At 64.3% G+C, this 20,116-nt stretch carries 18 protein-coding genes; 8 read left to right on the top strand and 10 right to left on the bottom strand.

The window, feature by feature from the left end; genetic code table 11:
- The first annotated feature begins 1 nt into the window (after nucleotide 1).
- Complete coding sequence (locus tag U5A58_RS17955) at nucleotides 2-1,279, top strand: DUF445 domain-containing protein (RefSeq protein WP_321962552.1); 1,278 nt, start codon at nucleotides 2-4, stop codon at nucleotides 1,277-1,279.
- Between the two features lie 11 nt (nucleotides 1,280-1,290).
- Here U5A58_RS17955 and U5A58_RS17950 read toward each other — a convergent pair whose 3' ends face one another.
- The 3 genes from U5A58_RS17950 to U5A58_RS17940 all read right to left on the bottom strand — a co-directional run bounded on the left by U5A58_RS17950 (nucleotide 1,291) and on the right by U5A58_RS17940 (nucleotide 7,295).
- A complete protein-coding gene (locus tag U5A58_RS17950; protein WP_321962450.1) occupies nucleotides 1,291-4,053 on the bottom strand; it encodes a LuxR C-terminal-related transcriptional regulator in 2,763 nt (920 codons plus the stop codon).
- Nucleotides 4,054-4,250: 197 nt separating this feature from the next.
- Nucleotides 4,251-5,690, bottom strand: coding sequence for a coniferyl aldehyde dehydrogenase (locus U5A58_RS17945; RefSeq protein ID WP_321962449.1), 1,440 nt, complete (start codon nucleotides 5,688-5,690; stop codon nucleotides 4,251-4,253).
- A 60-nt stretch (nucleotides 5,691-5,750) separates the two neighbouring features.
- The gene (locus U5A58_RS17940; RefSeq protein ID WP_321962448.1) at nucleotides 5,751-7,295 is read right to left on the bottom strand and encodes an acetolactate synthase large subunit; all 1,545 of its coding nucleotides are present in this window, start codon (nucleotides 7,293-7,295) and stop codon (nucleotides 5,751-5,753) included.
- Between the two features lie 146 nt (nucleotides 7,296-7,441).
- Between U5A58_RS17940 and U5A58_RS17935 the strand changes: the two genes are divergently transcribed.
- The 3 genes from U5A58_RS17935 (at nucleotide 7,442) to U5A58_RS17925 (ending at nucleotide 10,902) form a co-directional block, all read left to right on the top strand.
- Nucleotides 7,442-8,434 (top strand): LysR family transcriptional regulator, encoded by a 993-nt coding sequence (locus U5A58_RS17935; RefSeq protein ID WP_321962447.1) that lies wholly within the window; start codon nucleotides 7,442-7,444, stop codon nucleotides 8,432-8,434.
- A gap of 175 nt (nucleotides 8,435-8,609) precedes the next feature.
- The gene (locus tag U5A58_RS17930; protein ID WP_321946224.1) at nucleotides 8,610-9,998 is read left to right on the top strand and encodes an MFS transporter; all 1,389 of its coding nucleotides are present in this window, start codon (nucleotides 8,610-8,612) and stop codon (nucleotides 9,996-9,998) included.
- On the top strand, nucleotides 9,988-10,902 hold the full coding sequence (locus tag U5A58_RS17925; protein WP_321962446.1) for a LysR family transcriptional regulator: 915 nt from the start codon (nucleotides 9,988-9,990) through the stop codon (nucleotides 10,900-10,902). Before U5A58_RS17930 ends, U5A58_RS17925 begins: the two co-directional genes overlap by 11 nt.
- A 26-nt stretch (nucleotides 10,903-10,928) precedes the next feature.
- On the opposite strand, the gene U5A58_RS17920 is transcribed toward U5A58_RS17925, so the two are convergent.
- Nucleotides 10,929-11,192, bottom strand: a complete 264-nt coding sequence (locus U5A58_RS17920) for a hypothetical protein (RefSeq protein ID WP_321962445.1) — start codon at nucleotides 11,190-11,192, stop codon at nucleotides 10,929-10,931.
- A 167-nt stretch (nucleotides 11,193-11,359) separates the two neighbouring features.
- Between U5A58_RS17920 and U5A58_RS17915 the strand changes: the two genes are divergently transcribed.
- Nucleotides 11,360-11,584 carry a hypothetical protein gene (locus U5A58_RS17915; RefSeq protein ID WP_321909544.1) on the top strand — a complete coding sequence of 75 codons (225 nt, stop codon included), beginning with the start codon at nucleotides 11,360-11,362 and terminating at the stop codon, nucleotides 11,582-11,584.
- Between the two features lie 86 nt (nucleotides 11,585-11,670).
- Here U5A58_RS17915 and U5A58_RS17910 read toward each other — a convergent pair whose 3' ends face one another.
- From U5A58_RS17910 to U5A58_RS17885, 6 genes are all read right to left on the bottom strand, one after another.
- Nucleotides 11,671-12,033: a copper resistance protein CopC gene (locus tag U5A58_RS17910; RefSeq protein WP_321962444.1), complete on the bottom strand. Its 363-nt coding sequence runs from the start codon at nucleotides 12,031-12,033 to the stop codon at nucleotides 11,671-11,673.
- Nucleotides 12,034-12,061: 28 nt separating this feature from the next.
- A complete protein-coding gene (locus tag U5A58_RS17905; RefSeq protein ID WP_321962443.1) occupies nucleotides 12,062-13,003 on the bottom strand; it encodes a hypothetical protein in 942 nt (313 codons plus the stop codon).
- A 106-nt stretch (nucleotides 13,004-13,109) separates the two neighbouring features.
- Complete coding sequence (locus U5A58_RS17900) at nucleotides 13,110-13,499, bottom strand: DUF2946 domain-containing protein (protein ID WP_321962442.1); 390 nt, start codon at nucleotides 13,497-13,499, stop codon at nucleotides 13,110-13,112.
- A gap of 140 nt (nucleotides 13,500-13,639) precedes the next feature.
- The gene (locus U5A58_RS17895) at nucleotides 13,640-15,124 is read right to left on the bottom strand and encodes an aldehyde dehydrogenase family protein (protein WP_415774243.1); all 1,485 of its coding nucleotides are present in this window, start codon (nucleotides 15,122-15,124) and stop codon (nucleotides 13,640-13,642) included.
- 18 nt (nucleotides 15,125-15,142) lie between these two features.
- Nucleotides 15,143-16,093 carry an agmatinase gene (gene speB, locus U5A58_RS17890; RefSeq protein ID WP_321909540.1) on the bottom strand — a complete coding sequence of 317 codons (951 nt, stop codon included), beginning with the start codon at nucleotides 16,091-16,093 and terminating at the stop codon, nucleotides 15,143-15,145.
- Between the two features lie 164 nt (nucleotides 16,094-16,257).
- Nucleotides 16,258-17,088 carry a helix-turn-helix transcriptional regulator gene (locus U5A58_RS17885; RefSeq protein ID WP_321909538.1) on the bottom strand — a complete coding sequence of 277 codons (831 nt, stop codon included), beginning with the start codon at nucleotides 17,086-17,088 and terminating at the stop codon, nucleotides 16,258-16,260.
- A 171-nt stretch (nucleotides 17,089-17,259) separates the two neighbouring features.
- Between U5A58_RS17885 and U5A58_RS17880 the strand changes: the two genes are divergently transcribed.
- The 3 genes from U5A58_RS17880 to U5A58_RS17870 all read left to right on the top strand — a co-directional run bounded on the left by U5A58_RS17880 (nucleotide 17,260) and on the right by U5A58_RS17870 (nucleotide 20,060).
- Nucleotides 17,260-17,604, top strand: a complete 345-nt coding sequence (locus U5A58_RS17880; protein WP_321933683.1) for a cupin domain-containing protein — start codon at nucleotides 17,260-17,262, stop codon at nucleotides 17,602-17,604.
- Between the two features lie 80 nt (nucleotides 17,605-17,684).
- Nucleotides 17,685-19,118, top strand: coding sequence for an FAD-dependent oxidoreductase (locus tag U5A58_RS17875; RefSeq protein ID WP_321962441.1), 1,434 nt, complete (start codon nucleotides 17,685-17,687; stop codon nucleotides 19,116-19,118).
- Between the two features lie 12 nt (nucleotides 19,119-19,130).
- On the top strand, nucleotides 19,131-20,060 hold the full coding sequence (locus U5A58_RS17870; RefSeq protein WP_321962440.1) for a LysR family transcriptional regulator: 930 nt from the start codon (nucleotides 19,131-19,133) through the stop codon (nucleotides 20,058-20,060).
- The last annotated feature ends 56 nt before the right edge of the window (nucleotides 20,061-20,116 follow it).

The raw sequence follows: 20,116 nt of genomic DNA, 5'->3' as shown, positions 1-20,116 counted from the left end.
GGTGACCGACGATAACGAGCGCGTTGAGGGTGTGAACGTGCGCGCGCCCTCGGACATCAAAGTGGCTCGGCTCAGGCGCATGCGCGCGACGGCCACCTGTCTGCTCGCGGCGATGATTGCCTTGCTCATAGCGAGCGTTGCATGGCAGGCGAGCCATCCGTGGCTTGCGTGGGTGCGCGCGTTTGCCGAAGCGGGCACCGTGGGTGCAGTCGCGGACTGGTATGCGGTGGTCGCGTTGTTCCGCCATCCGCTTGGCATCGCCATGCCGCATACCGCCATCATTCCCCGAAACCAGGCGCGCATTGCGGAAAGCCTTGGGAGCTTCGTCGAGCAGAATTTCCTGACCACGGAACTCGTGGTGGGGCGCTTGAGTGAATACAACGCGGCACGTGCGCTGGCCATGTGGCTTGCCGAAAAGGAGAACAGTTCGACAATCGCCGATGTCGTGGTCGAGTCGCTTCCGCGCTTGCTGGAGCGTATCGACGAGTCGGACGTCGAAGATCTGTTCGATCGACTGCTCTTGCCGCAATTGCGCGCACTCGATGTGTCGCGCGTAGCAGGGCAGATCCTGGGTGTCCTGACTGAAGGCAATCGCCATCAGCCGCTGCTCGATCGAGGGCTGGACGCTGTCGAACGGTGGCTTACGGCCAACGTCGGCATGATCAAGGCGAAATTCAGCGAGGCATCGCGGTTCACGCCTGCGCCGCTCGACACCTATATCGTCAACAAGTTCGTCGAGGGCGTGGTCGCGCTGGTCCATGAAGTGGCGGCAAATCCCGATCACGAACTGCGCCGTCAATTCGATGCGGCCGTCGCGGCGTTGTCGCGCGACCTGCAAACGGCGGCTCAATACCGCAGGTTCGGCAGACTCTTGCTACGCGACTGCATTCGCCACTTCAAAGCGGGCGACTATTATCGTCTTCTGCTCGACCGCGTTCGCGCGCGCGTTGCCGCCGACGCCGCGAGCGAGCAGTCGGTCGCGCGCGACATGATCGCCGGCGCGTTGACTTCCTTTGGCAAGACCATGGTCAGCGCTAGCGCAATGCAGAACAAACTCAATGCGTGGTGGCTGGAGATTGCGCGGATGCTGGTGTTGCGCTATCGGCATCAGCTTTCGGGATTGATCACCGACGTCGTGAAGGGATGGGACGCGCAAGAGGTCAGCGGCAAGTTCGAAGCGGAAATTGGCCGCGATCTGCAGTTCATCCGGATCAACGGCACGTTCGTAGGCGGGCTCGTGGGCGTGCTGATACACGCGTGCGTATTCGTCGCAATGTGATGACGCAACGTCTAGCTATGCTTGACGAGCCCGAGCGCCTGCGCGCGCGAAACAGCCTGAGCCCGCTTGTCCACCGCGAGCTTCGCGAAGATATTCTTCAGGTGCGATTTGACCGTTTCGGGCGTGATGCCCAGCGTGCGGGCAATTTCCTTGTTGGATTGCCCCTGTGCGATCAACTCGACGATATTGCGTTCCCGCGAACTGAGCGGCTCGCGTTCGCCCTCGCGGCGCGGCTTGCTCTGCGGCTCATACATCGCGCGCCAGCCTTCGATTAAACGGTCGAGCCACGCCGTCACCTCCGGCGTGCGCGCTGCGCTGCGCATGCGGTCGTGCGCCATGCGCAGGAGCGGTCCGACTGCGGCCCCCTGATCGAGGATGGATCGATAAATGCCGGTAGGCGCAGCAATATCTGCGACTTCGCGAAATGTCTCGAGCGCGCGGTTGGGCTCTCCCGCGCTGAGCCAGGCCACGGCGAGCAGGGTTCGAAGGCGCAGCGCCAGATAGTTGCCCTGCATGCGTTCGCAACGCGCGAGTGCCATGCGCAGGGACTCGATGGCTTCGGGCACAAGGTGTCGTTGCAGGGCGAGGCAGGCCGCTGCGAGGTCGCGGTAGTTCTCGATTTCAGGTGAAACAGGCGTAGCGGTCGGCTCGCGCGGAGCGGCGAGTTCGCGAAGGTCCGCCACGCATGCAGCCGCTTCAGGAACACGATTTTCGGCGAGATAGAGCCGCGTGCGCTCGACCAGCGCTGCCGCAAGCAGCCGGTTCCAGCCGCGCGCCTGGCCGAGTATTTGCGCCTGATCGATCAGCACATGCGCGCCCGCATAATCTTCGCGCGCGACGGCAATGCGAACCAGAATGCGGTAGGCAATCAGAACGCTATCGAGCAGAACGGCACGGTCGATTACGGGCATGAGTTCGAGCAGCAGGGCTTCGGCTTCGTCGAGGCGGCCTTGCTCATAACGAATCTGCGCGATCATGGGCGCGCACAACGCAGCCGATACGGAATGAGGTCCCGCGTAGCGCTCGGCGAGTTGCATCGCTTCGTTGAAGCGGCGCTCCGCAATCGAAACGTGGAGTTGCTGCAGTTCCACGTGACCGAGCAGGCACAGGCGATAGACCGACGAAAAGACGCTGCGCTGGTCTTCCTCCAATGAGTCGGGAATCCATGGCGTGGCGTAAAGCGCGTCGAGATTGCCGGTTTTCCAGTAGCTAAAGCGCGCGACATTGGAAACCGCATTGGTCGTCCACGCATCCGTTGACGGGCGGCCCAGGTATTGGCGTGCGAGTTCCAGCGCGCGGTGCGGATCGTCCTGCAAGGCCGCGAGCGCAGAACGAATGGCGAGGCAGTCCCATTGAATCGTGTCGGCCGACTCGGTTTGGCCTTCGCCGCGCTCGATCGAATCGAGCATCGCGTTGACCTCGCCGAAGCGCATGGCGAGCGCCATGCCCCACGCGGTCGCAACGGTGACCGCCGTTTGCGCGCGCATGAGATCGGCGGGAAACTGGCGTTGCCAGCCGACCAGCGTGAGCAGGTCTCCGCTTTTTAAAAGCGCCTTCGCGCAGCGCTCCATCATGGCAATGGCTTCGTCGGTGGCGCCAGCGGCTATCGCGTGCTTTATCGCATCGGTCCAATGCTGTTGGGCGGCGTGCCAATGCCAGGCGCGACGGTGCAACTCGGTGACTTCGCCAGGGTGCGTGGCTTCCAGACGCCGCTGCAGGTAGTCGGCCATCAGCCGGTGATAACGGAACCAGCGTCCTTCGAGGTCTATCGGCTCGAGCAGCAACTGGCGTGCGACGATGTCGTCGAGCATGGCCTGGCTGGATGCGACGCCCGTCACCGCTTCGCACAACGGCGCGCTCAGCCGCTCGAGAATCGCGGTTCGCAGCATGAAGGCCTGCGTTTGCGGCGGCAGATGCTGAAGCAGGTCTTCGAGGTAGTCGGACACGGGCTTCGACACGCCGCCCGGTTTTGTGCCCGGCTGTATGCCCGCTTGCATGTTCGATTGCCAGCCCTGCGGGCGATCCTGCCGCGCCAACGCCGACGCGGAAATGCGCAAGGCGGCCGCCCATCCTTCGGTCGTGGCATAGAGCGACTTCAGATCGCCGAAGCCGAGCTTGCCCGGGCACTCGTGCTCGACGAAACGGCGGGTCTCGTCGAAATTGAATCGCAGCGCCGCCGCATCGATCTCGCAGAGACTGTTGCCGGCGCGCAGCTTCGCGAGCGGCAGCGGCGGATCGGTACGTGTGCAGATCACGACGTGCACATTCGAAGGCACGTTGGCGATGAACAGCGCCATCGCTTCGTGAATGGCCGCTGAGCGGATCAGATGATAGTCGTCGATGAAGACGTGCAGTTCGTCGTCGACTTCGGCCAGCTCGTTGATGAGCGTTGCGACAAGCGAATTCGCCGGGACGAACGACGACTCGGCGGTCAGCCCGATGGCGGATGTGCCAACGGTGCGGCACGCGCGCTGCAAGGCATGTGCAAGGTGATGAAAGTAACGGGCTGGCTCGTCGTCGTCCGCGTCGAGCGAGAGCCACGCCACCTGCGCGCCGTTCGCACGCAGCGCGTCGAGCCAGGTGAGCGCGAGGGAAGTCTTGCCGAAGCCCGCAGGCGCCTTGATGACGGTGATGCGCCGTATCTCCACCTGTGCGCTCAAGGCCTTCAGCCGTGGGCGATCGATCAAACCCGCGGGCAAGCGGGGCGCAATGACCTTGGTGGTCAGCAGGAGAGGTGGCCTCGCCACGGTCGTCGCTTCTGTCACTTCAGTCACGGCTGAACGGCTCAGAGGAGGGCCCATGAGGGATTGGCGAGGGTTGGCGCGCTGCCAACCGGAACGTTCAATCCATCATACGACAACTGCGGCAAGGCATGATGGGTCATGCGGGTCAGTGCGCAAGGCGTTGATGATGCGATGCATCATCGCGCGAGCTGGCCGCGTTTCGCGTGCGGCCAGCCACTGCCGATGCGTCAGGCGTCGATCATGCCCTTGACGGCGGCTTCCGTCGCCGCCAGATAAGGCGCGCGCATCAGGAGATTCGACTCGCCGCCGGCGCTTTGAACGACAACCGGCTTCGCATGGCTGAACGTGCGGTAACCATATTCGCCGTGGTAATGGCCCATGCCGGATGCCCCGACGCCCCCGAAAGGCAGCGAGTCGAAGAACACGTGCGTCATCGCATCGTTCACGACCAGCGCCCCCGAAGTGGTTCGGCTCGCCACCTCGTGTTGCTCCAAGGCGTCATTGCCGAAGTGATAAAGCGCGAGCGGCCTCGGACGCGCATTGATATACGCAAGCGCTTCATCGAGCGTTTCGTAGGTCACCACGGGCAGAACGGGGCCGAAGATTTCCTCCTGCATCACGCGCATCATGTCGTTTGCATTCCGAACGATAGTCGGCGCGATCTTGCGCACCGCCGGATCGGAGAGGTCTTCGCTCGCGGGCCCGAGATTCACGACGTTCGCGCCTTTCTGTCGCGCATCCTCGACAAGCGCCAGTTGCCGCTCGAAGCCACGCACGTTGATCATGGCGGTGTAATCGGGGTTCTCGCGCATGGTCGGATACATTTGCGCAACCGCCGCTTTTGCGTGCTGCACGAAGGCATCGGCGCGGTTCGCCGGAACCAGCACATAGTCCGGCGAAAGGCAGATCTGACCAGCGTTGAAGGTTTTGACCGTGAGAACGCGCTGCGCCGCGAGGGCGAGATCGGCGTCGTTGCCCACGAGGACCGGCGACTTGCCGCCCAGTTCGAGCGTCACGGGCACCAGATTGTCCGACGCCGCCCGCATGACATGGTGCGCGACCTGCGTGCTGCCCGTGAACACGAGATGGTCGAACGGCTGCGCGCTGAACGCCGCGCCGGTTTCGGCTCCGCCAAGCACGGTAGTGAGTTCGTCGCTGTCGAAATTGCGGGCGATCAGTTCAGCTAGCAGCTCGGACGTTTGCGGCGTCATCTCCGAAGGCTTGAGAATGGCCCGGTTGCCCGCCGCGAACGCGCCGCCAAGCGGTCCGAACGCCAGCACGACGGGAAAATTCCACGGGCTGATGATCCCCACGACGCCGAGCGGCTGATACTCGACGCGGGCCTTCACGCCCGGAAACGGCTCGGCCGTCGCCGGCTGCGCCATCCACGCCTCGAGATGTTCGCGATTGAAGCGCAGGCCTTCGATCGAGGCGAGGATATCGGCGAGCAGCGTTTGCTGTTTGCCGCGGCAGCTATAGTCCGCGTTGATGGCCTCGACCAGCGCGTCCTGGTTCGAACGCAGCAGGGCGATTGCGCGATCGATACGGTCGCGGCGAACAGCCAGCGGTGGCGGCCCCTCCTTGAGTTGCGCCTCTTTCATGGCATCGAGTTGCGCGCGGATCTGCGCGGCCGTCGCTTCGGCGGGCAGTCTGAATTGCTTTGACATCCTAAACCTCATCAGAAAAATGGAATCGCTCGTTGAACGCGTGGGACGCAAACGGTGCGCTTAGATCACGGCTTCGATCAGCATCGGGCCGCGGCGCTTCATTGCTGCGGCGAACGCGGCGTCGAAGTCGGTGCGCGACTCGGCGCGTACGGCTTCCACGCCCATACCGCGTGCCAGAGCCACCCAGTCGAGCGACGGGTCCTGCAGATCGAACATGGAAGCGGCGTGCACGCCGTCCGTGCGCGCGCCCACACGCTTGAGCTCGTTCGCGAGGATCTTGTAGCCGCGGTTCGCGTAGATCACCGTCACGACATCGAGCTTTTCCCGCGCTTGCGTCCAGAGCGACTGAAGCGTGTACATGGCGCTGCCGTCGCCCTGAAGGTTGACGACTTTGCGGTCCGGGCATGCCACGCTCGCGCCGATCGAAACGGGCATCAGGCAACCGATCGCGCCGCCGGTGAGCGCCAGCAGGTCGTGCGGCGCGGCGGTTTCGAGCAGGCCCGAGTACGCCATCGCGAGCGACGACTCTTCGGTAATGATGGCGTTGTCGGGCAGATGCTTCGCGACGCTGCGCATGATCGACTCGCCATCGAGCGCGCCCTCGGGCGAGAACTCGACCGTGGTGCGAGCGTTGATTCGGGCGATCGCATGCTGTGCGCCCAGCGCCTCGACAAGCGCTTCGAGCGCGGCCGGGCCGTCTTCATGCGGATGCGAAAGCACGGCGATGCGGCAACCCTCCGGCGTGAGCCAGCTCGGCTTGTCCGGGTAGGCGAAAAAGCTTACCGGCGGCTGCGCGCCGACCAGCACGATCAGCTCAGTCCCGGCGAGGAATTCGACCACCTGCTCGGCGAAATAGGGCAGGCGCTCGACCACCTCGCGCCCCGCACCGCGCGCCACGCGCGGCGCGAACGTGTCGCACAGCAGGCGGGCACCCGTTTTCGCGGCGATCTTTCCGGCGGCGCGCAGGCCGCGCTCCTGCAATGCCTGACCTCGGAGCAGGAAGGCGGTGCGCACGCCGCTTTGGGCGAGGGCCGCAATCCGGTCGACGGTGTCGCCGTTCACGAGCGCGGGCGCCTGCACGGGCAGTGGCGCGGCCACGCCGTCGGCTTGCGACCAGGCCGTGTCGGCGGGCAGGATCAGCGTGGCGATCTGGCCGCCGTCGGCCATGGAGGCCTGCACGGCGCGCGCTGCGTCGGCACCCACCGTCAGCGCACTGCTCGACGAGTGAATCCAGCTCGAAACCGGGCGAGCAAAGCCCTTGATATCGGACGTGAGCGGCGCTTCGTAACGCGCATGCGTCGACGCATGATCGCCGACGATGTTGACGATCGGGCTCGACGCGCGGCGCGCGTTGTGAAGATTGGCCAGTCCGTTGGCGAGGCCCGGGCCGAGATGCAGCAGCGTGGCGGCGGGCTTGCCGGCCATGCGGCCGTAGCCGTCGGCGGCGCCGGTGACAACGCCTTCGAAAAGGCCGAGTATCGGCCGCATGCCTTCAACGGAATCGAGCGCCGCCACGAAATGCATCTCCGACGTGCCGGGGTTTCCGAAACACACGTCCACACCACTTGCGACCAGCGAACGCAACAGACTTTCAGCGCCATTCATTTTGGATCACCTCAGTAACAAACCTGTAAGAAGCTTCGCCCCTTCGGTTGCCGTGGGGCCCAGACGTCGTGCATCGACGTACGGCCTGATCCTAACTATCCGGCTACCATGCAAAAATACAGTCTGATCTGAAAATTTATTACGTCATGCGCAAGAATCTCGACTACGGATTGCTGCACGCGATGACCGCCTTCGTGCGCGTGGTGGATGCCGGAAGTTTCACGGCGGCGTCAGAGCACATGGGGCTCACGACCGCACAGGTCTCGCGGCTCGTATCGGAGCTTGAAAATCGTTTGCAAACGAAATTGCTGCAGCGAACGACGCGGCGCATGTCGGTCACGAGCGCGGGCGAGCGCTACGCGAACCAGTGCCGCACGATCCTCGACCTGGTGACGGAAGCCGAAGGGGAGGCGAGCGGCGCGCGCATGGCGCCGAGCGGGAGGCTGCGGGTGCTGTGCATGGCGAGCTTCGGCGACCGCTACGTGGTGCCGCTCGTGACGAAATATTGCGCACAGTACCCGGCGGTGAGCGTGGAATACAGCGCTTCGCAGTACGTACCGAATCTGCTGGCCGAAGGCGTGGACGTGAGCGTGTATCTGACGAGCAACCTGCCAGATTCGAGTCTGGTGGCGCAGCGGCTTGGCGAGGTCCACGGCGTGCTATGCGCGACGCCAGGCTACCTCAAGCGGCATGGCGCGCCGGGAACCGTAGCGGATCTCGCGGGGCATGCCTGCCTGCGTCTCGTGAATCCGTCGACCACGTTGCATTGGGAGCTGACCGACGGCAAGACGACCCATTCGATGCAGCCCGAGGGCCCGCTGGTGGCGGACAAGCCCGAAGCCGTCGTGCAGGCGGCGTGCAGCGGCCTCGGCATTGCGCTGCTGCCCGGCTTCGCTGCGGTGGACCGCATACGCAGCGGAGAACTCGTACACGTTCTGCCTCAATGGCGCTCGCCCGACGTCGGTGTGTATGTGCTGATGCCCTCGAGGAAGTTTCTCGAAGCCAAGACGCGCGCATGGGTCGAGTTGCTGAAAGCGGAATTGCCGGGCGCGCTCGAGCGCGACATGATTCAAACCGGTGCGAAAGGCGCGCCCAGACAGCGGCGTGCACGTGCTGCGATCTCGCCACGTTCGCCTTGATTCGGGCAGCCGTTAGTCTGGCTGAAATTCCCCGTTCCAGAAAAACGAATTCCCCTCTCCCTGTATTGCGAGCAGTCTGGCAGCCAACTCAGGCTGCGCAAGCCGACGCGTCCTATGGCGATGCCAGACGCATCGATCGGCGTTGCGCCGGGCCAGACCCAACACAGGAGACAGCATGGCAATCGTCAATTCCGGCGCCCGCCTCGACCGGCTACCCATCAGCCGGTTTCACTGGAAAATTCTTGGCTTGATCAGTGCGGGCGCATTTCTCGATGCGTTCGACATCTATCTCGCCAATGGCGCGCTGGCGGCCATGGTCAAGACAGGCTTCGCCGACCTGCGCGTCGGCTCGTTCTTTTTGTCGGCGACCTTCCTTGGCATGATGATCGGCGCGGGCCTTTCGGGCTATCTGGGCGACCGCTTCGGACGCCGCTTTTCGTACCAGGCCAACCTCGCCATTTTCGGCGGCGCGTCGTTCATTGCCGCGTTCGCGCCCAATATCTACTGGCTGATCCTGCTGCGCTTCATCATGGGCGTCGGCCTCGGCGCCGAACTGGTGGTCGCGGCCGGCACGCTGTGCGAGTTCGTGCCGCCGGCTAGCCGCGGCCGCTGGACTTCGTTGCTGGCGCTCATCACCAATTCGGGGCTGCTCGCGGCCACCGCCGTGGGCTACTGGGTCATTCCTCATCTTGGCTGGCGTTATATGTTCGCGATCGCGGGCGTGGGCGCCATCGTCGTTTGGGCGCTGCGTCATCGCATGCCGGAGTCGCCGCGCTGGCTGGAGACCGTGGGCCGGCTGGAGGAAGCCGAGCGAACGGTGGCCGCCATCGAGCAGGAGGTCGAGCGCCACACGGGCGGCGTCCTGCCGGCTGTCACCCGGGTGACGAGCCACGAGGCGTTGGCCGCGCCGTTCTCTGCGCTTTTCGCGCCCGGCATGAAAGGCCGGACTTTCGTGGCGGCGCTCACCGCCATTGCGGTGAACGTGTCCCTTTACGGTTTCGTTGCATGGCTGCCGGCGTTCTTCGTCAATGAAGGGCTGAGCATCACGCGCTCGCTCGGGTTCGTGTTCCTCATGTCGTTCGGCGCACCGATGGGGGCCGTCGTTGGCTTCGCGATCGCTGACCGTCTCGGCCGCCGCAGGGCGCTGATCGCCAGCGCGCTGGTCTCGATCGTGCTCGGATACTTCTACGTGCAGATGCGCGACCCCGTTGCCATCTCCGTGATGGGCTTCGCGTTGGTGACCGCGCTCTATACGGTCTGCACGCTCGGTCTGTTCGTCTATATCCCGGAGCTGTTTCCGACCACGCACCGTCTGCGCGGCACCGGCGTGGCAGGCACGTGCGGGCGGGCTGCGTCGATGTGCACGCCTTATCTCGCCGTCCTGCTCTATTCGAACTTCGGGGTGTCGGGTGTGGTAGCGATGGTTGCCTGCGTGCTCGTTGCACTGTGTGTCGCGTTGCTCTTCCTTCGCGTCGAGGCGAGCGGCCAGACGCTCGAAGCCGTGTCCGCACCGGGCTTGCAGGAAGAAGCGATCAAACAACCCGACAGCCACCATGCATTTTGATTTCGTCGATCTGCGCTTGCTCACGGCGCTTGGCGAGACCGCCAATCTTGCACGCGCCGCGAGCCTGTGTCACATGTCGGCCCCCGCGGCGAGCAGCCGCCTGAAAAATCTCGAGGACTTTCTGGGCGTGCGGCTGTTGTACAGAACGAGCCAGGGCATGATTCCGACACCGGCGGGCGAGTGCTTTATCGGTCATGCGCTGTTGATGCGTGAACAGGTGGAGCGGCTCGCCGGAGACATCGAGCAGTTCGGCAGCGGGATGACCGGTCACATCCGGGTCTGGACCAACACGACTGCCATTACCGGCGCGCTGCCCGACACGCTAGGCCGTTTTCTTTGCGAGCACGCCCATGTGAACATCGAACTGCGCGAAGCGCCCAGCGACGATATCGTGCGAGGCGTGACCGGCAACCTGGCCGATATCGGCATCGTTGCCGGCAATATCGATGCGGGGCAGCTCGAGATGCTGCCCTACCAGAACGAAAGGCTGGTGCTGGTGACCCAGCCGCATCATCCGCTTGCCCAGCGTGAAGCGGTGAACTTTGCCGAAACGCTGGACAACGATTTTGTCGACCTGCCGGCCTCGAGCGCCATTCACGCCTTCGTTCACCGCGCCGCGGCCGCGCTTGGCAGGGCGCTCAGAATACGCATCGAGGTGGGTTCGTTCGACGCGGCATGCAGGATGATCGCCGCAGGCGCGGGCATAGGGATCGTGCCGGCCTCGGTGGCGTGGAAGCATGCACGCGTGAAGGATATCGTCATGGTCACGCTCAAGGACGAGTGGGCGGAGCGGCGCCTGAACATCTGCGTGCGCAGTGTCGCGGACCTCCCGCTGTTCACTCGCGAACTCGTTGCCATGCTAGCTTCCGATATTGTGGACTCGACACGGCGCGTGCAGCCGTGATCCATCAAGCGGGGCTTGGCTTCCCGCTAGTCGGGCGTTCGACTCGAACAGTATCGCGCGAACTGCTCCTCGGACACGGCGAATCCCTTCTGTTTCGCCAGTTCCCACGGCCGTTCGCAACGTTGCGTCGCCTCACACCACGAATATCCGGCCGAGCCGATGCACCCATGCGCATCGCGATCGGCGCCGGGCCTATTCGATGCCGTATTGGATGAAGGATTAGCGCAGGCGGCAAGCGCACTTGCCATGGCAACCGCGGCCAGAAACGCGGGAGAGATGATTTGACGCATAGAGCGTGCCTCCATAAGAGGTACCACCGTATCACGCCTGCCTAAGCGCTCAGAGGCAAGACCCGTTCCGCATTGACTCAAAGCCGAATCGCCCCCCGTTTATTTCGCCACCACTTCTGCGCCGTTGCCTCTAAAATTCCATGACACTGCCGTAGCGGAGCACCACCATGGAACGAAAGAAAGCTGAATACATCCTGCTCGAAGCCGACGAGATCGCCGGCCTGGTTCTCAACGGCTTCGACATGACGATGGAAACCGACGCCGGGCGCGCGCTCTACGAACGCACGTTTAACGCCTATATCCACAACGAAATCGGCGACTTGCCCGTTGGCGAGCTGTACGACGCGTTGAACGGTTCGCCCGAAGCCTTTACTGCAACGCTGCCACAGTAAGCTGGCGAGCCAACCCGCCATCACGAACGGGCCATGCTGCAATCTCGCACGAAATCGCAGCGTGGCCGCATTTCATCGTTACACGTTCACTTCACGTCGAACGCGTAATGACCGGTCGTGCGATGCCCGTCGGCGGCAACCGCGACCCACACCACCGAATACTTCCCAGGCGTCAACGCATTCAGCGCGACCGACATGCGCTTGTTGTTGTTCGCGTCGACCTTGGCCTTCTCGCGAATCACGGACTTGCCCTGCGCGTTTGTCACGTCGATGGAACTGAACGCGGGCTCGAGCCCATCGTCGAAGTCGATCACGACGGCGTCGAGCGTGGCCGGCGCGGTTGACCCCGCAGGCGGTTCCTGATGCTTCGGATAAGCGTGTGCCCACGCGAAATGTGCAGCGAGCAGCGCGACCGTGGCGACGACCGTGCGCAATGTAGCGAGTTTCATGGCGAGATTCCTGTGTGAATGGGTGGGCTTACTGGAAAAGCGGCTTGCCGATCGTGCGCGGCGCGACATCGTCGAAGAAGATGTGTACCTGCGCGAGAATGCCGACGTGCGAGCCGCTCGCCCGGTTGATCGGTATCTGCGCTTCGATGCCGAGCTGACCGTAGCGGTTCATCCAGATGAAGCCGGGGTTGACGGTGCCGGTCGTTTGTCCCTGGCTGCGCGAGAGGGGCACTTCGACGAGGGGGATGAGGTTCGAAAACGGCTGCGGCAAACCGAGATCGTGCACGTGCTGTTGCAGGTAGGGCAGGCTGTACTGGAACGTGAAGCCGTAGTCGAACGAATTTGGCTGGCCGCCGCCTGTCGTGAACGACGGGCCCGCTTCGCCGGTGATGGCGATGGGCCGCAGCCACGCGAGCGAGTCGGGCAGATCGCCCATGCCCTTGCCGGCGAAGATCGTGGGCGAGATCGTCGAGAAGTTGTCGGCAATCGCGCGGCTGCCGGTGCCGCCGAACTCGGCGTTCACGCCCACCGACGTCATGAATTCATGCGCGTCGTTCACATAGAGCAGGTACTTGAGCCCCACGCCGAAGTTGTCGAAGCCGCGCGCGTTCGGGTTGTTCTGCATGACGTAGCCGCCGTCCACCGAGAAGGCGAGCCGCGGCGTGATGAGCTTGTCGTACTCGAAGCTGAAGGTGTTGATGCTTTGGTCGCCGGCGTCGCCCGGCACGCGCTGGTGCCCGAATTCGAGGTTGGCTTCGTCGCCTACGCCGGGGTCGTCGACGGAAAGCGTGGAGGGAAAGACGCGGTCGCCCGCGATAGCGTGCGCATGGGCCGCGCACGGTCCGAGCAGCAACGCGCAGCCGATCACGCGGGCGATTACGCGATTGATCTCGCGGTTGGTCCGATTGAACGCGCGAATGTGTGCAAGCTCGCCCAGCGCCAGGCGGCTGGACGGCGATTGGTCAGACATGAGGTGTCCTGTCGAGGAGCGACGCACGCACGCGAGTTAAAGGGGCGCGCGTGCTGGCCCGGTGACACGCTGGGCGTGTCGTCCGGGATTGGCATGATCGATCCGGTCAGGACAGGGGTGGGGCGCGGGCGTGGATGTGGCTCGCAGGCGCGGCGAGGCGAACGCTTTCGAACTGCGCCTCGATGCGGGCCTGCACGAGTTTGCCAACGACAAACAGGGCGACAGGTACGCCCGAGACGACGGGCAGGTGTGCGAAGAAGCTGCAATAGCCGCAGTCCTGCATGTCGCCCGGCGTGGCGTGCATGCCGGCTGCGCCGCTTGCGCCGTGAATGTGGCGCTCCATCGACGGCATGCCGCAGGGGGCGCGTTCCACCGTGCCTGGCGCCATCTGCATGGCCTGGGCGGCAAGCAGGTGCGAAACCACGGGCGCGAGCGTCGCCATGAGGAGCGCAAGCGTCCCCAGTAGACTGCCCAGCCTGAGATGGAATCGGCGCACGGCGAATGGAAGTGGCAGGAATAGTGCGTGGATTATGCCACGCGAGCCGCCACTCCCGGCGCGCTGCCTGTCAAAGCGTCGCGGCCTCGCACGTTGCGTGCGAGGCCGCGAGGAAGCCGGAGTCAAGCCGGATGCCGCGATTAAGCGCTCAGCCCGACCGTGTGACGCAATTCCTGGTAGCTGCGCAAACCCGCAACGCCCAGCTCGCGGCCAATACCGCTCAGGCCGAAGCCGCCCCAGCACACTTGCGGGAAGATCAGTTGCGGGGTGTTGACCCAGACGAGCCCGGCGCGAAGCTGCGCCTTGTAACGTCGCGCGGCCTTTTCGTCATTCGTCACGACGGTGGCGACCAGTCCGTAGCGCGTATCGTTGGCGAGGGCAATTGCTTCGTCATCCGAACGGAATGATTTCACGCAGGCCACGGGGCCGAAGATCTCGTCGGTCCACAGCACGTTGTCCGCCGCGGGTTCAGCGATGACGACCGGCGCCATGAAGAAACCATCGGCGCAAGCGGCATCGAGCTGACCTGCGAACGCGATCTGCGCGCCGGTTTCGACGCCTTGCGCCACGAGCGCTGCCACGCGCGCGTGTTGCGCGGCGCTGATGAGCGGCCCCATCGCCACGTCGGCGCCCTGCGGCGGCGCGACGACAACCGCTCGCACCGCTGTCTCGAACGCGGCCATGAACTTGCGATACACATTGTCGTGCACGAGTATGCGCGCCGTTGCCGAGCACATTTGCCCAGCGTTCGCGAACGCGCCACCCACCGCGAGCGAGACGGCTTGCACCACGTCCGCGTCTTCGCGCACGATCAGCGCGGACTTGCCGCCCAGTTCGAGCGTGAGGCGCTTCATGTCCTGCGCGGCGGCCTGCATGACCTTGCGGCCCGACGCCGTGCTGCCGGTAAACGAGATCTTGTCGACGAGCGGATGCGTCGTCAGCCATGCGCCGACTTCGCCGCCGCCGTTGACCACGTTCACGACCCCATCGGGCACGCCCGCTTCGTTCACGATCTCGGCGAGCATATGCTCGGTGGGCGAGGTGAGTTCCGAAGGCTTGATGACGACCGTACAGCCCGCGGCCAGCGCCGGTGCGAGTTTCCATGCGGTCGTGACCATCGGGAAATTCCACGGCACGATCAGCGCCGCAACGCCAACCGGTTCGTGCATGCGTTCAGCGAGGAGCGCGTCGTCCGGCAGCGCGACCGGTTCGGCCGCGAACATCGACGCGTCTTCGCACAGGCCCGCGTAGTAGTTGAACGTCGCGATGGCGTCGCTCACGTCGAGGTCCGCTTCGAACGGCGGCTTGCCGCTCACCTGCATCTGCATGGCGGCGAGGCGCGCGCGGTCGGCTTCCAGCAGTTCGGCGATCTTGCGCAGCAGCTTGCCGCGCGCGGCGGGCGTCGTGTGGCGCCAGGCGATCAGCGCATCGTGCGCGGCGTGCACGGCGCGATCGACCATTTCGGCCGTGGCGTGCTCCTGCCAGCCGATGGTTTCGCCCGTGGCCGCGTTGCAGATGCGCGAGCACACTTCGCGGTCCGTCGCGCAGAAGGTTGTGCCCGCAATCATCGCGGCGGGCAGCACAAAGGCCTCGCCGTCGATCTGACGTTCGGTATTCGTAGCCATGATGTTTCTCCTCGCGCTCTAGCGGTAAGCCACGCCGGGCATGATGCAAAGCATTTCGTAGGCGAGATTCGCGCCCACGAGCGCGGTCGTGCCGGCCTGGTCGTACGGCGGCGAGACTTCGACGAGATCGGCGCCCACCACGTTGAGCCCCTTCATGCCGCGCACGATCTCGAGGCCCTGCTGCACGGTGAGGCCGCCCACTTCGGGCGTGCCGGTGCCGGGCGCGAAAGCGGGATCGAGTCCGTCGATATCGAAGCTCAGGTACACGGGCGTGTCGCCCACGCGCGCGCGCACTTCTTCCATGAGCGGCGCAAGCGAGCGGTTCCAGCAGGCCTCGGCCTGCACGACGGTAAAGCCCTGCTTGCGGCACCAGTCGAAATCTTCTGCGTGATAGCCCGTGCCGCGCAGGCCGATTTGCGTGACCTTGTCGCATTGCAGGAGGCCATCTTCAACGGCGCGGCGAAACGGCGTGCCGTGCGCGATCTTCTCGCCGAACATGGTGTCGTTCACGTCGGCGTGAGCGTCGATATGAACGACGGCAACCTTGCCGTACTTCTTGTGCAGCGCGCGCAGGATCGGCCATGCGATCGTGTGGTCGCCGCCGAGCGTGATCGGGCGACAGCCGGTCTCGACGATGCGGTCGTAGGCGGCTTCAATCAGACGAATCGAATCCTTCAGGTCGTACGGGTTCGTTGCGACGTCACCGATATCGGCCACCTGCAGCGAATCGAACGGCGCCGCGCGTGTGGCCATGTTGTACGGCCGCAGCAGCACGGATTCCGAACGGATCTGGCGCGGCCCGAAGCGCGCGCCGGAACGGTTCGAGGTGCCGATATCGAGCGGCACGCCCACGAAGCAGACGTCGAGGCCCTCCGTGGTTTCGGCCTGCGGCAGGCGCATCATCGTGGCGATGCCGCCGAATCGCGGCATCTCGTTGCCGCCGAGCGGCTGGTTGAACTGGCGCTCCATCTGGTGTGTCTCCGATCGTTAGAGTCAAATCGATCGGGCGATGGTAGGGGAGATCCCGCGCCGCCAAATATTGAAGTTGAGATGTTTACATCGATGGAGTTCGATGTATGCAAGCCCTTAATCAGGCAAGCGCTGCGGGTAAATCCTGAGACTGGAAGCGGCGGCTACACCGCGGCATGGCCCCACGCGATCAACTCGCGCTTGGTGCGCACGCCCAGTTTTGCGAAGGCGCGCTTCACGTACGACTCGGCGGTGGCCACCTGCACGCCCAGGATTTGCGCGGCCTCGGGCACGGTCTTGCCCGTGATGAGGTGCGCACAGGTTTCGTATTCGCGTTTGGAGAGGCGCACATGGTCTGCCGCAATACGCGCGTCGAACTGCGCGAGCGGATGCATGAATGGCGCCGCATGGGCAATGAGCCGGGCAGCGCTCGTGGAGGCGTGCAGTTCGAGCAGTGGAAACAGAAACTCGCTCACGCTGCGAAAGCGGTTCATTTCCACGAGCGTAAACGGCGGTTCGCGCAGGCCGCGTTCGAGCGCGATGGAGTCCTGAGCGTGGCGCGTGCCGCGTGCGAGCACGCATTCGTGGGCAATGCGCGCTTCGTCGAAGAGCCGCTGGCGGAACTCGCCCGGCGGGATCGCGCCGATGTCGCGCACGACCAGCATGGTGCCGAGCTTGCCGCGAATGCCCGCGAAAAGCGGATCGCTTTCGTAGAAGCGGTCGTAATAGAGCGTCATCACGTCGGAAATCGCGCCGGAATCCATTCCGACCCCGCCACTGCCGATCCATTCGCAGCGATAGCCCGTTGGCATCGTGCTGTCCGCGCGCGAACGCTCGATATGCACGACGTTGACGGGCACGACTTCGTTCACGAGCAGCGTGAGGCGCGGCACGAAATCGGGCGTGCCGACGGCCTCGATCACATTGCCGAGGGTCTTGAACGAGAGCGGAAAGTTCGGTTGATCGCGGTTGAGCGGGGGTACGTTGAGCAGCATGGCGCGCCCCTTCGTGAAGGCTGAATCATTATAGCTGAAGGGGTTAGGCCGCCAAAAATGCCGGAACCCGGCAGCAAAACACCGCTTGCCCCCCCTGAGGGGGGGCATACCGCCGCCGCGCCAGTCGGTAACTTTGGCAGCACTCAATCAAAACAACCGGAAGTGACGCAAATGAGCAAACTGATTCAGGACATCGTGCCGCTGGGCGCTGGCATCGGCGAATTCACCAAGCTGGAATACGGCATGGACGAAAGCGACTGGCGCGCAACCGTCGGCAAGAACAATAACTACGTGATCGGCTGGTGGGAAGGCAAGGTCGGCGCCGTGGATTTCCCGGCCACGACCGCCGACGAAGCGGTATGGCTCGTGGAAGGCAAGATCGCCCTGACCGACGCGAACGGAGGCCGCAAGGAATTCACGGCGGGCCAAGGCTACCTCCTGCCCGCAGGCTTTGCAGGCCGCTGGGAAACGATCGAGGACGCGAAGAAGTTCTACGTCGTGCTCGAACAAGCCTAAGGAACCAGGCGAGCCGCCTCCCGCGCGAGGCGGCGCAGTTTACCCGATCCTTTATCCCGATCCGCGCAGTGAAGACCATCATGAGTACCCCTGCAGAAGTTGAAGTCGCATCGCCCCCGCCCTTCACGCTCAGCGTGCAAGAGGCGCTTTCGCGCACGCGGTTCTTTCCATATTGGCTCGACAACCCCGCCGAACCGCCGACGGAACCTAAGCTCGCCGCCAACGTGGAGGCCGATCTGCTGATCGTCGGCGGCGGCTTCACGGGGCTCTGGGCCGCGGTGCAGGCCAAGGAGCAGATGCCGCATCTGAACGTCGTGCTGATCGAGGCGGGCAAGGTCGCGCACGGTGCGTCGGGCCGTGCGGGCGGCATCATTTCGACTTCGGTGATGCATGGCTTGCCCAATGCCGTACGGGTATTCCCCAACGACATTGCGCAGCTCGAAGAATTCGGCCATCACAATCTCGACGGTTTCGAGGAAACGCTCAAGCGCTACGGCATCGACGCCGACATCGAATGGAACGGCGAAATGACCGTTGCAGTCGATCCCGAGCATATCGAGCATTTGCAGGGCGATTACGACCTTCACAAACGCTACGGGCACGATGTGGTGCTGCTCGACGGCGAAGCGACGCGCGAGCAGCTGGACTCGCCGTTGTTCGCGGGCGCGCTGTGGTCGCGCAATCGCAGCGGCATCGTGCACCCGGCCAAGCTGGCATGGGGTCTGAAGCGCGCGGTGCTTTCGCTCGGCGTAAAGCTTTACGAGCACACGCCGCTCATCGACGTCATCGACGAAGGCCAGACCGTGTACGTGAAGACGCCCGAGGGCAGCGTGCGCGCGCCGCGCGTGGTGTTCGGCAGCGGTACGGCGAAGGTCGGCATTCCTGATATCAACCGGCGCGTGCTGCAGGTGCGCGACCACGTGCTCGCCACCGAGCCGCTCACCGACGAGCAACTCGCGCGCATCGGCTGGAAGAATCGCCAGGGCATTTACGACACGCGCACGCAGCTCAATTACTTCCGCCTCACGAAGAACAACAACATCATCTTCGGCGGCCTCGTGAGCTACCACTTCGACGGCGATCCGAATCCCCCGCAGGACGAGAAGGCCGAAACCTACTACCGGCTCGCGCAGGCGTTCTACCGCACCTTCCCGCAGCTTGCCGACGTGCGCTTCTCGCATGCCTGGGGCGGCCCGATCGACTACTGCTCGCGCGGCTCCGTGTTCGCGAAGCGCTATCTGAACGACAAGGCCGTTTTCGTGGCGGGTTACACGGGCTTTGGCGTGGCGGCGAGCCGCTTCGGCGCCTTCATGGGCCTGAATATCCTGTTCGATCGCAACAGCCCCGAACGTGCGCTCGATATCGCCAACCAGAGCCCCACTTATATTCCGCCAGAGCCGGTGCGCTGGCTGGCCGCCAAGGTCACGTTCCATGCGTTCGACGGCGCCGACGCCGAAGGCGGCTGGAAGCGCGCGTGGATCAAGGGCATCAAGGCGATGGGCTTCCCAATGTGAGGGTTTAGCGCCATGTTCTCCAATACCTCCGATCTCGACCTGCGCCTGATCCGCGTGTTTCTCGCCGTGGTGGACGCGCGCGGCATCACGGCGGCCGAAGCCACGCTAGGCGTGCGGCAATCCACCATCAGCACGCAGCTCTCCGCGCTCGAAGCGCGTGTGGGCTTCAAGCTCTGCGAGCGCGGGCGCGGCGGCTTTCGCCTCACTTCAAAGGGCGAACGCTTCGTGCCTTCGGCGCGCGCGCTCGTTGCGGCCACAACCGATTTCGTGGCGCGCGTGCGCGATATCGACCGCAAGCTCGTCGGCACGCTCGGCATTGGCCTGATCGGCCAGGCTTCGCATGTCGAGAATACGCGGCTGGCGGAGGCGATCGGCGCGTTTCGCAAACGCGATCAGGCTGTGCGCTTCACGATGAAGGTCGCGGCGCCCCAGGAGCTCGAGGAAAGTCTCGTCAACAACCAGCTCGACATTGCGATTGGCTACTTCTGGCATCGCGTGGCGGGGCTCGACTACACCGAGCTGTTCAGCGAGCGCCAGGTGCTGTGCTGCGGGCGCGGGCATGCGCTGTTCCACAGCGCACCGCATGTGAACGTGGACGACCTGCGCGCGCACGACTGGGTCTGGCGCAGCTATCCGATACCGGAAGAGCTTGCAGGTATTGGCGACCGGCAGGTGACGGCGATTGCCGACAGCATCGACGCGGCCACGGTCCTGATCCTCTCGGGCAGCCATATCGGCTATCTGCCCGCGCATCACGCCGAGCCGTTCGAGCAGCGTGGCCTCATCCGGGCGCTTGGGCGCGCCACGTTCGGCTTCGACGTGCCGATGCATCTGGCCGTCAAGCGCAGCGCCGCGGAAAAGCCCATCGTGCGCGCGTTCTGCGACGATCTGCTGAACGTCTATGGTCAGCATGCCGCCGTGCCCGAATCGTTGGTTGAATGAGAGAAGCGGTGCGCGCCATACATTGGCCGCGCATGATGTAAACGTATGGAATGCAG

The organism is Paraburkholderia sp. J7, from assembly GCF_905220155.1.
Taxonomy (GTDB): Bacteria; Pseudomonadota; Gammaproteobacteria; order Burkholderiales; family Burkholderiaceae; genus Paraburkholderia.
This window is presented reverse-complemented; position numbering and strand designations above follow the sequence as displayed.